Genomic DNA, 15082 nt, shown 5'->3' with positions numbered 1-15082 from the left:
GCGCGCGATGAACGCACCTACAACGACCAACGAAGACCTGCTCTACTCCGTCACCGACGGCATCGCGCGGATCACCTTCAACCGCCCCCAGGCGCGCAACGCCATGACTTTCGCCATGTATGACCGCATGGCGGAGATCTGCCAGGAGATCAACGCCGATCGTTCGATCAAGGCGCTGATCCTCACCGGAGCCGGTGACAAGGCATTTGCCTCGGGGACCGACATTTCCCAGTTTCGTGCGTTCAAGACCGCGCAGGATGCGCTCGACTACGAGGCGCGGATCGATCGCGTGCTCGGCACGCTCGAACAGTGCCGCGTGCCCGTGATCGCCGCCATTGCGGGGGCCTGCACCGGCGGCGGCGCCGGCATCGCGGCTTGCTGCGACTTACGCATCGGCACCGAGACGACGCGGATGGGCTTTCCGATCGCGCGCACGCTCGGCAATTGCCTGTCGATGTCCAACATCAGCCGCGTCGTTGCGCTGGTCGGTCCCGCCCGCACCAAGGACCTGATCTTCCGGGCGCGCCTGGTCGAGGCGCAGGAAGCGTTGTCGCTCGGCCTGCTCACCGAGATCGTGCCTGACGTCGAGACGCTGCAGCGCCGCGCCGACGAGATGGCAAAGCTCGTCGCGAGCCACGCGCCGCTGACGCTGGAGACGACCAAGGAGGCAGTGCGCCGCATCCGTCCCACGCTGTCGCGCGAAGAGGGCGAGGATCTGATCCTCAAGGCCTATATGAGCGAAGATTTCCGCGAGGGCATGGACGCCTTCCTCAACAAGCGCACGCCGGTCTGGAAGGGCAAGTAACGCAGCTCTTTGCTTTTTGCGCCATTTGTCGAGCGCTGCGCGCAGCGGGGCGATCGTTCTCGGGGTCGTGAGCCGCTTGCCGAATTTCCAATTGTCGCCAGTCTTTCAAGCAGTTCCCTCGCCCGGAACTGCGATTGCGCGCCGGCTGGCGTGCCCGTTCACGTTGACGGCACGACGACCTCGGGCATAAGATCGCGGAGGTTGCATTCCACCGTCCTGTTTTCAAGCGAACGGGCCGGTCGGGTGATTTTCAAGTCCCGTCGAGTGACATGTATTGCGTAAGATGTTTCGGCCCACCGTGCTGCAACTGAAAGTCATTGAACTGAAATCGTAGTCACGAACGTTCGACGATGCGAGCCGCGCCAGAAATTTGATCGCCGCTGACCATCCCGACGCCAGGCACGGCCCCAGCCACGACACCAAGCCACGACACCAAGCCACGACACTTGAGACTCTGAAGTCAGGACTGTTGGATCTCGTCCGATCTCTCGGACCGGTTAGTCGTGTCGCCGCGTCCTGACGCGGCGGCGCCTTCATGGCAAACGCAGGCAGGGATTTTTTCATGACCAATCATACGCCGGTTTTCACGTCCTCATCCGCCACGGGCAGCTTCACCGAATTCACCGACACCACCGATTCGACGGTGCTGCACACGCTGTCCGGGACGATGAGTTTCAAGGACAGCGACAAGACTGACACCCACACGACCTCGGCGACGCTGCAATCCGCGGTCTTATCCAGCGGAACGATCATTCCGGCGGCATCGCTGGCGCATTTCCAGACAGCGATGCATTCACAGATCCTCAGCGATTCCAGCGGCTCGGGCCAGCTCAAATGGAGCTTCAGCGACGCGGACGATGATTTCGATTTCCTTGCGAAGAATCAGACGCTGGTCCTGACCTACGACATCACGGTCTCCGACAATCACGGCGGCACTGCCATCCAGACCGTTAAGATCACCGTCACGGGCACCGACGACAAGCCGGTCATCAACACCACGACAGCGGTGACCGTCACCGAGCAGGCGAACCAGACGCTGTCGCTGTCATCAGACACGGTCCACGTCGCGCTCAACTTCACCGATGACGATCTCACCAATACCGGCCACACCGCGACCGTTACGGGCGTATCCGCCTCCGGCGCCACTGCGGGCCTGTTGCCGGGTCCGCTCGGCGATGCCGAGCTGATGGCGTTCCTTCACGTCGACAACGTCGTCAAGAATTCCGGCTCCAGCGCCGGTACGATCAACACCACCTTCTCGGCGCCCGATCTCGCTTTCGATTATCTTGCTGCGGGCCAGCATCTCGACATCACCTACACTGTGCAACTCGACGATCATGCCGGTGGTATCTCGACGCAGACGGTGACGGTCACCGTGGTCGGCACCAACGACAAGCCGATGTACCTGTCGTGCCCGGAATCGGCCGCTCTGGTCGAGGATCACAATGTCGATCTGTCAGGCAATCTCACCGCGCATGGCGATCTGTTCTTCAGCGATGTCGACCTCGCCGACATGCACACCGTCTCAACCACGGTCAGCGCCAGCCGTTCGGGCGGCGGTGCGATCCCTTTGACGAACGCGCAGCTGCTCGCCGCGTTCGGCACGGCGCTGGAGGATTCAACCGGCCATGTGCTCGGCGAGGTCGACTGGAACTTCGCGCTCGCCAACGGGGCGACCAATTTCCTCAATGGCGGCGAGACGCTCGAGCTCGTCTATCATGTGACTGTTAACGACGTTCACGGCGGCACCGCCACGCAGGATGTCACGGTCACCATTCTCGGCGTCAATCATCCGGTCGTGATGACGAGTGGTCCGGAATCGTCGACCGCGACCGAGCAGGACGCCACCACGGGTTCATCGGCGCCGGACACGACGCCAACCAGTCCTGCGGGCACGCTCGCTTTCACCGACCAGGACACCAGCGACACGCACGTCGTGACCGTGGCGCTGGACTCGACCTCCGGACCGACGCCGCCAGCGGCGACGCAGGCCGATCTTGCCGCGGCGTTGACGACGGTGCTGCACGATTCCACGGGTACCGGCTCGGGTAGCATCGACTGGAATTTTGCGATTGCCGACAAGGATCTCGATTATCTCGCGGCCAACGAAACGCTGACGGTGAACTACCACATCAAGGTTGCAGACGGTTCGACCAGTTCGACGCAGACTGTATCTGTGGTGATCACCGGAGCCAATGATGCGCCCGTCATCACCAGCGGGCCCGAATCGGCCTCGCTGTCCGAGCAGCCCGGCGTGACCAATTCGTCCTCGCCCGACTCGACGGCGGTCCAGACGCTGAATTTTGCGGACGTCGATTTGTCCGATGTTCACTCGGTCGGCGTGGCGCTCGATTCTGCGGTGTGGTCGGGACATCCCGCGGTTGCCGGCGAGACGCTAAATGACCTGCAGGTGGCGCTGACGACGGTGCTCCACGATTCCACGGGCTCGGGCTCCGGAGGCATCGACTGGAGCTTCAATATTGCGGACCGGGACCTGGACTTCCTTGGCGCGGGCGAGACGCTGACGGTCGTCTACGACGTCACGGTGAGCGACGGCGTAGCGACCTCGACCCAGCAGGTCACGGTCACCGCGACCGGCGCTGCCGACGCAATGATCGTCAATCCCGTCAGCGCGACGATCGACGACACGCCGCTAACCGACGCCGGCCAGATCGTTGCCGCGGGCAACGCTATCTTCGACGCGTCCGACAGTCCCGGCGACGGAAGTCTGTCGCTCAGCATCACCGCCGTTGACGGGAATGCCGCCAATGTCGGCACATCGATCGCCGGCGCACATGGCTCGCTGATCGTCGAGGCCGACGGCACCTATCATTACACGGCCAGCCCGGCGCTTGATCAGCTCCAGAACGGAGACAATGCGAGCGACCAGTTCACGATCACCGTCACCAACAGCCTCGGCGAGAGCCACGACTCCACTTTGACGTTTAACATGGTCGGTGCCGATGATGCGCCCGTGATCACCGCCGCCAATGCGCTCGGAACGCTGACCGAGGGAGCCGGCCCGTCGGTCCTCGTCAATGGCGGCTTCGAGACCGGCAATGTAAGCGGCTGGACCGCTGCGGGCGCTGCGGCCGACCTGTTGTTGCTGGGTGGGCAGTATGGCAATTATTCAGCGCTGCTTGGCGATGGTTTCCTGCAGCAGAATGTCGCCACGGTTGCCGGACAGCACTACACGCTGAGCTTTGAGGTCGCCGGCGATCCCGATGCGTCATCGACCTCGTTCTCCGCGTTCTGGGACGGCGCGCAGATCTTGGGTTCGACCCAGGAGGCGCTTGGTTTCACCAAATACACGTTCGATGTCATTGGCCACACAGGCGGTGGCTCGACGTCCCTGGAGTTCGACTTCGGCACCGACGGTTCCGGCCAGCTGCTCGATGCCATCTCGGTCGCGCCGACGACCGGACCTGCGGCGGAGACCACCGACGGGTCAATCTCTTTCTCCGACGCCGAGGCCGCAGATACGCATACGGCCAGCTTTACGGCCCAGGGCAGCGGCTATGTCGGGACATTCTCGCTCGATCCGGTATCGGACGCGCCGGGGCACGGGTCAGTCGCCTGGCACTACACGGTCGACAACGCAGACATCCAGTTCCTGGCGCAGGGGCAAACGCTGGTGCAGACCTATGCGGTCACCATCCTCGATAGCAACGGTGCCTCTACCGTGCAGGATGTCTCGGTCGCCATCAACGGCGTCAACGAGGCACCGACCGCGGTGAGCGAGACCGTGGTTACCGACATCGGTGCCGGCGGCACGGTCGATATTCCGGGCTGGGCTCTGGGCTCGAACGACACCGATCCTGACGCCACCGACCACGTCGGTCTTGGAAGTGTCACTTCGAGTTCTGGAGGTGGTACCGCCGTCAGTTTCGGCGATGCGTTCTTCACCGATGACGCGACCCTTGGCGGCTCCTTCAACTACACGGCCTCCGACGGCATCACGACGTCGGCCAACATTGCGACCGCAACGATCGTCAACAATGCGCCGTCTGCCAGCAGCCTGAGTGCGGGGGCTGGCGACAGCATCCTGATCGCCACCCAGGGCGGTGAGCAACTCATCGGCGGCGCCGGCAACGATGTCCTCATCGGCACTACCAGCGGCAACGTCATGACCGGAGGCGGCGGCAACGATACCTTCGCTTTCCTCCAGCCGCCGACCGCGCCCGGCCAGATCACCGATTTCAACAACACCACCGAGCACGATCGCATTGCGATTTCGGCGAGTGGCTTTAGCGGCGGCCTGACGGCAGGAATGGACGTGACGTCAACATTCGAGAGCTCAGCCGACAATAATTTCTCCGGCGCGGCCGAATTCCACTTCGATACGGCCAACCACACGCTTTATTTGAGCGCTGACGGTACGCAAGGCTCGGCGCATGCGATCGTGGCCGTCCAGGTCGGCGCGGTGATAAACCCGCACGACATCCTGATCGTCTAGTCGCGCGACACACCGGTTTTGCGAGACGCGCGCGGGTCCCGAGGGCCCGCGCTTTTTTGACGGCTCGCGCTTGCATTCAATCTCATTCCAAAGTCATAAGCGGTACGATGCCGGGCGGCTTGAACTGGCCGGCGTTCGCCCGCACAATGCGGTCCGTCTCTGGCTTTGGCGAATTGCCAATCCGAACAAAAACATAGACAAGAATTTGGAGTGGACGCACGTGGGACATGGAATGAGGGCCGCAATGACTTTGGCGGCTGCGCTTTGGGTTGCGCCGGCCGTGGCCGGCTGGGAACCGACCAAACCGGTCGAGATCGTGGTGGCGGCGGGTGCGGGTGGCGCCTCCGACCAGATGGCCCGGATGATGCAGGCCGCGATCCAGAAGAACAATCTGATGAAGCAGCCGGTGGTCGTCTCGCTCAAAGGCGGCGCCTCGGGCGCGGAAGCGCTGATGTACATGAAGTCCAGCGAGGGCGATCCGAACAAGGTGCTGATCGCCTATTCGCTGATCTACATGCTGCCCCTCTCGGCCAAGATCCCGTTCAACTGGCGTGAGCTGACCCCGGTCTCGGTGATCGCGCTCGACCAGTTCGTGCTGTGGGACAACAGCGCCGGTCCCAAGACGGTGAAGGAATTCGTCGAGGCCGCCAAGGCTGCGAGCTCGCCGTTCAAAATGGGCGGCACCGGCTCCAAGCGCGAGGACCACGTGCTGACCGTCTTCCTCGAGCAGAAGACCGGCGTGAAGTTCTCCTATCTGCCCTACAAGTCCGGTGGCGAAGCTGCGACCCAACTGGTCGGCAACCACACCGAATCCAACGTCAACAATCCATCCGAGAACCTCGAGGTGTGGCGTGCGGGCCAGGTGCGTCCGCTCTGCGTGTTCGACAAGGAGCGCATCTCCTACACAGCCAAGGTGACGGACACGCAGTCCTGGGCCGATATTCCGACCTGCAAGGAGGAGGGCGTCGACGTGCAGTATCTGATGCTGCGCGCGATGTTCCTGCCTGGCAAGGTCACGCCGGAGCAGCAGGCGTTCTATGTCGAACTGTTCCACAAGGTGACGCAGACTGCCGAATACAAGGACTATATGGAAAAGCAGGCCTTGAAGCCGATCTTCCTCACCGGCAAGGACATGGTGCAATTCCTCGAGGAGGACGACGCCCAGAACAAGTCGCTGATGATGGAAGCCGGATTCGTCGCGAAGTAGCTGTCTCTTCTTTTTCTCCCTCTCCCCGTAAGAGCGGGGAGAGGTGAAACACTCCAGCCTTGCATCCGAGCATGTCCCAAACCGATCTTGAAATCGTCGTCGACGACCCGACCGCGCCTGAAGACAACTCGCCATCCCTCGCGAGCACCCATGCGGTGGAAATCATCGTCTGTCTCCTGCTGCTCGCGCTTGCCGCAACCCTCGGCTACGACAATTGGCGCACCGGCGCGTCCTGGGATTCGACCGGGCCTGAGCCCGGTTATTTTCCGTTCTATCTCTCGCTGGTTCTTGGTGGCGGCAGCCTCTATGGCCTGATCGCCGCGCTCGCAGCGCGTCGCAAAGCAAGCGAGACTTTCGTCACGCGCGCGCAGGCGCGCCGCGTGATGGCGGTGTTCGTGCCGACGCTGCTGTTCTGCCTGGTGACGCAGTTTCTCGGCCTTTATGTCGCAAGCTTTCTCCTGATCGCAGGCTTCATGCGCCTCGTCGGCAAGATCGCGCTGTGGAAGTCGCTCCTCACTGCATTTCTGTTCACGGCGGTCATGTTCGTCACCTTCGACATGGCCTTCGACGTCATCATGCCGAAGGGGCCGCTCGAAGCGGCCTTCGGTTATTAGGCGGGGCCGCGATGGAAGCTTTCGGCCTCTTGCTCCACGGCTTTGCCGTCCTGCTGACGTGGAAGACGCTCGTGCTGATGATGGTCGGGCTGGTGCTCGGCATCTTCGTCGGTGTGCTGCCCGGGCTCGGCGGTCCCAACGGCGTCGCTATTTTGTTGCCGCTCACCTTCACGATGGACCCGACCTCGGCGATCGTGATGCTGTCCTGCATCTATTGGGGCGCGCTGTTCGGCGGTGCGATCACCTCGATCCTGTTCAACATCCCGGGTGAGGCCTGGTCGGTCGCGACCACCTTCGACGGCTATCCGATGGCGCAGCAGGGCAGGGCGGCCGAGGCGCTGACGGCCGCCTTCACCTCGTCCTTCATCGGGTCACTGGTCGCGGTGCTCTTGATTACCTTCCTCGCGCCGATGATCTCGTCCTTCGCGCTGAAGTTCGGTCCGCCCGAGTTCTTCGCAGTGTACCTCCTGACCTTCTGCTCTTTTGTCGGATTGGGGCGAGAAGCCAGGCACAAGACGGTCATCTCGATGTCGCTCGGCCTCCTGCTCGCCGGCGTCGGCATGGATACGGTGTCGGGCCAGCTGCGCATGACGTTCGGCTCGGCTGAGCTCTTGCGCGGCATCAACTTCCTCGTCGCCGTGATCGGCCTGTTCGGCATCAGCGAGATTCTGCTGACTATGGAGGAGCGGCTGGCGCTGCGCGGACACGCGGCGAGCATCTCGCTGCGCGTTGTGCTCGGCGTGTGGAAGGACCTGCCGAAATATTGGATGACGCTGCTGCGCTCCTCCTTCATCGGCTGCTGGCTCGGCATCACGCCGGGCGGCGCGATCGCGGCGTCCTTCATGGGCTATAATCTCGCCAAGCGCTTCGCCAAGGATCCCGAGAGCTTTGGCAAAGGCCGCATCGAAGGCGTGTTTGCGCCCGAGACGGCGGCGCATGCCTCCGGGACCTCGGCGCTGCTGCCGATGCTGGCGCTCGGCATTCCCGGCTCCGGCACCGCCGCGATCCTGCTCGGCGGGTTGATGGTGTGGGGGCTCAATCCGGGGCCGCTGCTGTTCGTCGAGCACAAGGATTTCGTCTGGGGCCTGATCGCCTCGATGTATCTCGGCAATGTCGTCGGCCTCGTGCTGGTGCTGACGACGGTGCCGATCTTCGCCTCGATCCTGCGTGTGCCGTTTGCCGCGGTCGCGCCGATGATCGTGGTGTCGTGCGCGATCGGCGCCTATGCAATCCAGAACGCGATGTTCGACATCTGGCTGATGCTGGGCTTCGGCCTCGTCGGCTACGTCTTCAAGAAGATCGGCATTCCGCTGGCGCCGTTCACGCTGGCGCTGGTGCTCGGCAACCGCGCCGAGGATGCCTTCCGCTTGTCGATGATCGGCTCCGGTGGCGACCTCAAGGTGTTCTGGTCGAACGGCCTGGTCGGCTCGATCACGACGCTGGCCATCGTGCTGCTGTTCTGGCCTGTCATCGACGGGCTGCTCGCCCGCGTTGGGCGGACGCGGCGGACCAGGACGGCAGACGCGCCTACACCACCTTCGCGTCCCTGAGCTTTGCAATCTCCTCGGTGCCGAAGCCGAACTCCTTCAGCACCTCGTCGGTCTGCTCGCCGAATTCAGGCGGGCGCGCCACCATCTTGCTCGGCGTGCGTGACAGCGTCACGGGCTGGCCGACCAGGCGGATATGGCGGCCCTCGTCGTTGGGCACGTCCTGCGCGATGCCGAGGTGCTTGACCTGCGCGTCCTCGAACATCTGGTCGATCGCATAGATCGGCCCGCACGGAACGCCCGCCTCGTTGAGCTCACGGACCCAGGTCTCGGTCGACTTGGTCACGGTGCGCTTCTCGATCTCGGCGTTGAGCGCGTCGCGGTTCTTGGAGCGGGCAGGGGCGGTCGCATAGTCGGGATGGCTGTAGAGCTCCGGCGCGCCGATCGCCTGCGCGCAACGCTCCCAGATCCGCCCGCCGGTGGTGGCGATGTTGATGTAGCCGTCCGAGGTCTTGAACACGCCGGTCGGGATGCTGGTCGGATGGTTGTTGCCGGCCTGCTTGGCGACCTCTTTCTCCATCAGCCAGCGCGCGGCCTGGAAGTCGAGCATGAAGATCTGGGCCTGCAGCAGCGAGGTCTGCACCCACTGTCCCTTGCCGGAGACCTCGCGCTCGAGCAGCGCGGTGAGAATACCCATGGCGCAGAACAGGCCCGCGGTGAGGTCGGCGACGGGAATGCCGACCCGCATCGGGCCTTCCCCCGGCGCCCCGGTGATCGACATCAGCCCGCCCATGCCTTGCGCGATCTGATCGAAGCCGGGGCGCTTGTGATAGGGGCCGTCCTGGCCGAAGCCGGAGATGCTGCCATAGACGATGCGCGGGTTGATCGCGGCGAGGCTCTCATAGTCGATGCCGAGCTTCTTCTTCACGTCGGGCCGGAAATTCTCGACCACGACGTCGGCCCTGGCGGCGAGGCGCTTGAACACGGCGAGCCCGCGCTCGTCCTTCAGGTTCAGCGTCATGGCCCGCTTGTTGCGGTGCAAATTCTGGAAGTCGGAGCCCTGCCGCGGGCCGCCCGGCTGCTCGCCGCCGGCATCCTCGGTCAGTGCGTCGATCTTGATCACGGTCGCCCCCCAATCCGCGAGCTGGCGCACGCAGGTCGGCCCGGACCGGACCCGGGTCAGATCGAGCACGGTGAAGCGCGACAGGGCTTCCGAGGCATGCGGAAAGGGCATTGTTGAGAGGCTCCGGGATAAATTTGCAGGCCCACCATAGTGCCGAAAGATCATGCGGCAACCGTCGACTGGAGCAGCCAGCCATGCGCCGATCTCAAGAAGATCTGGCAGGGAACGGTCGGTGGGATTAGTCTCGTGCGCATGCAGGGAAGGAACGGCATGATCTCGTTCGGCAGACGCGGGCTCCGGCAGCATGCCGGGCTGTCGCGATGGGTCGTCGCCGCGGCGCTCGTGCTCCTGGGCGCGATCCCGGTCCAGGCCCAATCTCTCGGCCAGGGCGTGTCCGCGTTGCAGCGGCAGGACTATGTGGCGGCGTCCCGCATCTTCATTCCGCTCGCCGAGCGCGGCAATGCGGCGGCGCAGTCCTATCTCGGCTTCCTGTTCGAGACCGGCCGCGGCGTGCCGCAGAACTACACCGAAGCTGCGATGTGGTACCGCCGGGCGGCGGAGCAGGGCGATGCCCGCGCGCAATATGCGCTGGGGCTGCTCTACGACCGCGGCTTCGGCGTGCCGCAGGACATCGTCGAAGCCTCCAAATGGCTGAACCTGTCGGCCGCGGCCTCGCCGCCACGGGTGCGGGAGTCCCGGGTCCGGATCCGCGACGCCGTGACGACCAAGATGACGCGTGGCGAGATCGCCGAGGCCCGGCTGCGGGCGCTGGAATGGGCGCCGAGCCGCGAGCGCTGACGCCGATCGCAGTCCCTACGCCAAAAAGTCGAAAACAACCCCATGCACAGTAGACGGTGGCGGCAGACGAATTGCGCCGTGGTCGGGATTTGTCCCGATCGCATCGGCGCTTAGCCGCGCCAGCCGCCCGAGCCTGGTCGCGCCGTCAGTGCGCGGCCCTGGGTGGGCTGACGGTGACCACCGGATTGCTGGTCCCGACCAGCCGGCCGTTCATCTTGCTGCGCATCTCCTCGGCGATGACATGCGCATCGACGCCGTCCTTGATGACGGTCGGGCGGATGAACAGGATCAGCTCGGTGCGCGCACGCGCGTTGGTCTGGTGCGCGAAGGCATCGCCCATGCCGGGAATGGAATCGAGAACCGGAATGCCCTGGCGCTGCTTGTTCTCGGTTTCGCTGATCAGGCCGGCGAGCAGCACGGTCTGCCCGCTCGTCACCGCGATCGAGCTCTTGACCCGGCGCTGCGAGATCGTCGGCGTCAGCGAGTTCGCGCTGCCGGCGGCCACGCTCGAGATCTCCTGCTCGATGTCGAGCACGACGTTGCCGTTGGCGTTGGCGCGCGGCAGCACGCGCAGGATGATGCCGGTGTTCTTGTAATCGATGGTGTTGACCACGGTGTTGTTGGCGGTCAGCACGGTCGCGGTGCCGGTCGAGAACGGCACCTGATCGCCGACCTGCAAGGTCGCCGCCTGGTTGTCGAGCACCACCAGCGACGGGTTCGACAGCACCTTGACATTGGTGACGCCGTGCAGCGCGTCGAGAATGACGCGCGGCGAGTTCTCGGCGCCGACCAGGAAGTTGAAGCCCGGCAGCACGCGACCGAGCAGCGCGCCGGAGGCGGCGTTGACGGCGCTGGAAGCCGCTTCCACGGCGCCACTGCCGACAGTTGCGGCATTGCTGACGCCGGAGATGGTGTTGGAGATCGAACCTTGCTTGCTCGCCAGGAAGTACTGCACGCCGTAGTTCAACTGGTCGTTCAGCGTCACCTCGGCGATCGTCGCCTCGATCGCGACCTGGCGCTGCGGCCGGTCGATCTGGCGGATGGTCTGCTCGACGATGCGCTGCGCGTCCTGGCTGGCATAGACGAGCACGGCATTGTTGGTGACGTCGGCGGTGATGCGCACGTTCTGGAGGATACCGCTGATGCCGGGCTTCGAGCTGCCGCCCGATGCGCCAGCGAAGCTGCTGTCCTGCGCCGGCGCTGCGGATGCAGCCGGAGCCGGGCGGACGCTGAACGATGATCCCGCAGGGCCGGTCACCGGCGTCGCGGCGCCGGCCGCAGCGGTCGGCAGCGCGCTTAGCGCGGCGACCGGATTGGCGGGGCCGGAGGACGAGGTCGTAACGCCCGCGCCGGGCGCGACCTGGCTCGAAGCGCTGTCGAGCGTCGAGCTGCTCGTTGCGCTTTGACTGAACAGCATGTCGTTCAACATCGCGACGACGGCCTTGGAGCTGCCGTAGCGCAATGGATAGGATTTCAGGTTGACGCCGTCGGTGTCGGACCGGTCGAGCCGCGCAATCCAGGTCTGTGCGCGCTTCAGATAGTCCGGCTTCTGCGTCACCACGAGGATCGCGTTGAGCCGCGCGATCGGCTGGAGCTTGATCATGTTCTGGCTCATCCCGCCTTCGCCGGAGTCCATGATCTTCTCGATCTCGCTGATGACGGGTTCGGGCGAGGAATTGCGCACCGGGAAGATGCCGACCGATTGTCCACGCATCCAGTCGGCGTCGAACGACAGGATGGTGTCGACCGCGCTCGCCCGGTCGGCCCCGCTGCCGCTGACGATGAGGGTGTTGCGGGAATTGTCGGGACGCATGGTCGAGGCCTTCACGCCGAAGGCGTCGAGCAGCTTGAAGATGTTTTGTGCCGAGGTATAGCGCAGCGGCACCACGGTGATGCCCTGGCCGGCTTCGCCGCCCGCCGATCGGTCGATCCCGCCGGGACCGGCTTCGGGCGCCGGCAACAGGCGATATCCCGTGCGGTCACGCACCAGCGCCACGCCGGACATGCGCAGCGCATTCTCCAGAACGTAGATCGCATCCGCCTTGGGGACCGGGCGCACCGAGGCAAGTGTCACGGTCCCCTGCACGCGAGGATCGATCGTGTAACCGGTGTTGAGTACGTCACCAAGGATGACCTTTGCGACGGTCGCCACGGGGGCATTCTCGAAATTGAGGTCGTAGCCGCTGCCGCCATTGTCGCGTTCGGGCAGCGCCCCACCTTGCGGCGTTGCACCATCACTCAGATAGATCGCCGGTTTCGATGATTTCGCCTGGCCAATGCCGCTCGCTGCTGCGTCGGCAGGTTGCCGCGCCTGGAGGTCCAGGGCGCGGATCTTGTCGGCAATATCCTGGGCGCGCGGATCCTTCGGATCCGCTTCAACCGATTGATCTGATGTGACGATGCAGGCTGTGAGCAGGAGGGCCGACGACAACAGCAGCAGCGTTCCGGTCAACGCGGAGCGGCGGCGCAAAAGCGGCTGGACCACGTCACACAAGATACGCCTGCCAACGCTGGAGGTGACCGTGAGCTGCGTCCGATCCCCCTTGGCTCGGGCGCTCGACAATTTGCGCCACGATTATGTTTTTGCTAAGAAAATGTGTCAAGCGCAAAGCACCTCGGTGACACGCGGAAGCTGTTGCATTCGAGTGACAAGGTCAGAGCAGTGAATGCGATGCAAGTTCGCTCCGCTGATGGCTTCCGCCAGCACCTCCTGGAAAAATATGCGCTGCCGCCGCGGGCCCATGCTCGTGTTGAGACGTCAGGCACGACCGCACTCACGCGCCCGTTGCGCGAATTCTGGGAAGCGACCGATCTCTCCGCAGCCGACTTCGCCGACGAAGTGTCGGACTATTTTGGGTTGCCGCGGCTCAGTCTTCCGCAACTGCTCACGACCACGCCCCGCCTGGATGGTTTTTCGCGCCGCTTCCTGCGCGAGTCCACGATCTTTCCTTTCAGCGTGCCGAACGGGGGTCTCCACCTGGCGGTTGCCGATCCGTCCGACACGGCTGCCATGCGCGCTGCCGAGATCGTGTTCGGAGCGACGGTCGATGTCGTGGTGGCGTCGTATGAGGACATAGCAACGGTCCTCGATCAGCGGGCCGATGCCGATGACGCAAATGTCGACGAGAGCGGCAAGAACGCCGCGCAGCGGTCCGACGACGATATCGAGAGCCTGCGTGATCTCGCCAGCGGCGCGCCGGTGGTGCGGGCGCTCAACGATTTGTTGGAGCGTGCGTTGGATTTGCGCGCCAGCGATATTCACGTCGAGCCGTTCCGCGCCGGGCTCACGGTGCGCATGCGCGTCGATGGCCTGTTGCGCGCGCTGCCGGCGCCGCAAGGCATTCCGCCGCAAGCGCTGATCTCGCGCATCAAGATTCTTGCCGGCCTCAACATCGCCGAGCGGCGGCTGCCGCAGGACGGCGCGGCGCGCGTGCGCCTCGGGCGCAATGAGATCGACGTTCGCGTCGCGACCATGCCGACCCAGCATGGCGAAAGCGCCGTGATCCGCCTGTTGCCGCGCGACCGTGGCCTGCTCGATATGAACAGGCTCGGGCTGCGGCCTCGCGACGAGAGCGTGATGACGCGCCTGCTCGCGATGCCGCATGGCATGATCGTGATCACCGGCCCGACCGGCAGCGGCAAGACCACGACGCTTGCGACCATGCTGTCGATCCTCAACGAACCGACGCGCAAGATCCTCACCATCGAGGATCCCGTCGAGTACGAAATTCCCGGCATCAACCAGTCGCAGGTCAAGCCGTCGATCGGCCTGACCTTCGCCTCCGCCATGCGCGCCTTCGTGCGTCAGGACCCTGACGTCATCATGGTCGGCGAGGTCCGTGATGCCGAGACTGCGCACATCGCCATCCATGCCGCGCTCACCGGCCATCTCGTGCTGACGACGCTGCACACCGAGACGGCGGCGGCGGCCGTGCCGCGCCTGATCGATCTCGGCGTCGAAGGCTTCCTGCTCAAATCGACGCTGCGCGCGGTGGTGGCGCAGCGCCTGGTGCGCATGCTGTGCGACCGCTGCAAGGCGCCGCACGCGCTGACCGAGGCCGATCTCGCCAGGGATCCGCGCTTTGCCGTGATCGGCTTCAAATGCGGCGAGGTCGTGCACGAGGCCGGCGGCTGCGAGCGCTGCGGCGGCACCGGCTATCGCGGCCGCAATGGCGTGTTCGAGATCCTCGAAATGTCCGATGAGGTGCGCGCGCTGATTGGGCCGCAGACCGACTCGCACTCCATCGACGCCGCCGCGATGCGCGGCGGCATGACGACGATGCTGGAGGATGCAGTCGCCAAATGCCGGGCCGGGTTGACGACGGTGCCCGAAGTCTTCCGGGTGACGACGGTGCGCTGAGCATGATGAGATCAGGTTCAAATGTTGCGACGAGGGAAGTGCGCTCCCTCTCACGCCTGTGGACAGGGCCAGTGCGTATCGTTGCACGATGCCGCGGCATCGGCGCTGGGCTCCCACTCCCGCTTGGGGGAGAGGGCTGGGGAGAGGGTGTCTCCGCAATCGAGACCCCCCCAGAGGATAGAACCCTCACCCGGCGCGCGGGACGATGCTTTGCATCGCCCGGGACGCGCCG

General features: G+C 64.5%; 9 protein-coding genes. 7 read left to right on the top strand and 2 right to left on the bottom strand.

Going from position 1 to position 15082, the window contains the following annotated elements:
• Positions 1-7 precede the first annotated feature (7 nt).
• The 5 genes from G8O24_RS02690 (at position 8) to G8O24_RS02670 (ending at position 8632) form a co-directional block, all read left to right on the top strand.
• Positions 8-805: an enoyl-CoA hydratase/isomerase family protein gene (locus tag G8O24_RS02690; protein WP_188096216.1), complete on the top strand. Its 798-nt coding sequence runs from the start codon at positions 8-10 to the stop codon at positions 803-805.
• 562 nt (positions 806-1367) lie between these two features.
• Complete coding sequence (locus G8O24_RS02685; RefSeq protein ID WP_188096215.1) at positions 1368-5261, top strand: beta strand repeat-containing protein; 3894 nt, start codon at positions 1368-1370, stop codon at positions 5259-5261.
• A gap of 232 nt (positions 5262-5493) precedes the next feature.
• The gene (locus G8O24_RS02680; protein ID WP_188096213.1) at positions 5494-6468 is read left to right on the top strand and encodes a Bug family tripartite tricarboxylate transporter substrate binding protein; all 975 of its coding nucleotides are present in this window, start codon (positions 5494-5496) and stop codon (positions 6466-6468) included.
• Between the two features lie 71 nt (positions 6469-6539).
• On the top strand, positions 6540-7082 hold the full coding sequence (locus G8O24_RS02675; RefSeq protein WP_188096211.1) for a tripartite tricarboxylate transporter TctB family protein: 543 nt from the start codon (positions 6540-6542) through the stop codon (positions 7080-7082).
• Positions 7083-7093: 11 nt separating this feature from the next.
• On the top strand, positions 7094-8632 hold the full coding sequence (locus G8O24_RS02670; protein ID WP_188096209.1) for a tripartite tricarboxylate transporter permease: 1539 nt from the start codon (positions 7094-7096) through the stop codon (positions 8630-8632).
• On the opposite strand, the gene G8O24_RS02665 is transcribed toward G8O24_RS02670, so the two are convergent.
• The gene (locus G8O24_RS02665) at positions 8610-9803 is read right to left on the bottom strand and encodes a CaiB/BaiF CoA transferase family protein (protein WP_188096207.1); all 1194 of its coding nucleotides are present in this window, start codon (positions 9801-9803) and stop codon (positions 8610-8612) included. The genes G8O24_RS02670 and G8O24_RS02665 overlap by 23 nt on opposite strands.
• A gap of 39 nt (positions 9804-9842) precedes the next feature.
• Between G8O24_RS02665 and G8O24_RS02660 the strand changes: the two genes are divergently transcribed.
• Positions 9843-10490 carry a tetratricopeptide repeat protein gene (locus G8O24_RS02660; RefSeq protein ID WP_311972293.1) on the top strand — a complete coding sequence of 216 codons (648 nt, stop codon included), beginning with the start codon at positions 9843-9845 and terminating at the stop codon, positions 10488-10490.
• 145 nt (positions 10491-10635) lie between these two features.
• Here G8O24_RS02660 and gspD read toward each other — a convergent pair whose 3' ends face one another.
• On the bottom strand, positions 10636-12975 hold the full coding sequence (gspD, locus tag G8O24_RS02655) for a type II secretion system secretin GspD (protein ID WP_368736591.1): 2340 nt from the start codon (positions 12973-12975) through the stop codon (positions 10636-10638).
• Between the two features lie 186 nt (positions 12976-13161).
• Here gspD and G8O24_RS02650 point away from each other — a divergent pair, with 186 nt between their 5' ends.
• Positions 13162-14850: a GspE/PulE family protein gene (locus G8O24_RS02650; protein ID WP_191093029.1), complete on the top strand. Its 1689-nt coding sequence runs from the start codon at positions 13162-13164 to the stop codon at positions 14848-14850.
• The last annotated feature ends 232 nt before the right edge of the window (positions 14851-15082 follow it).

This window comes from Bradyrhizobium campsiandrae (assembly GCF_014529705.1).
GTDB lineage: Bacteria > Pseudomonadota > Alphaproteobacteria > Rhizobiales > Xanthobacteraceae > Bradyrhizobium > Bradyrhizobium campsiandrae.
Note: the sequence above shows the minus strand (reverse complement) of the source record. Positions and strands in the feature narration are given on the sequence as shown.